1 protein-coding gene is annotated in these 582 nt (G+C 42.3%); it reads left to right on the top strand.

Annotated elements, in window-relative coordinates:
* Positions 1 to 582, top strand: a 582-nt coding sequence (locus BBA02S_RS21130; protein ID WP_218011600.1) for a hypothetical protein, incomplete at both ends; no start/stop codon positions are given.

The raw sequence follows: 582 nt of genomic DNA, 5'->3' as shown, positions 1-582 counted from the left end.
GGAGCAATCCAGTTTATCTGGAACTTTATTCAATTATCATTCTTCGGAAAGATTCTTGGAGCAGGAAAGGCATTTATTTTGACTTTCCGCGCTGGTTTTTCTGCTTTATGGACCGGTATCAAGTCAATTTTTGCTGCTGGTGTGACGGGAACGAGAAACTTATTTGTTGGTGGATTCACATGGCTTAAAAACTTTGCTGGCAATATTGTTCATGCTATGACTACTGGTATAACCAACCGGTTCATGGCAATGGTCAACCAAGCACGAACGATCTTTTCGTTGTTAAGACAATGGGGAGAAAATATTTTCCGTGCGCTATGGAACACGATTCGCTCTATGGTTGGAAACATTGTGGTTGGCGTAAGAACAGGATTCACCACAATGAAAAACAAGGCTGTTGAATTGGCTACTGGCATGAAGAATGCCGTAACTAATCGCTTTACTGCCATTGTTGATGCAGCAAAGGCTCTTCCCGGAAAAATCGGTGCTGGAATTAAAAGCATGGCGAAATATGCCATGGGTGGAATCAAGCATTTATCTAATTCTATGATCTCCGGTCTTGCTCAAGGTGTGAATGGCGTT

It is taken from the genome of Bacillus badius NBRC 15713, assembly GCF_001591605.1.
GTDB classification, from domain to species: Bacteria; Bacillota; Bacilli; order Bacillales; family Domibacillaceae; genus Pseudobacillus; species Pseudobacillus badius.
Note: the sequence above shows the minus strand (reverse complement) of the source record. Positions and strands in the feature narration are given on the sequence as shown.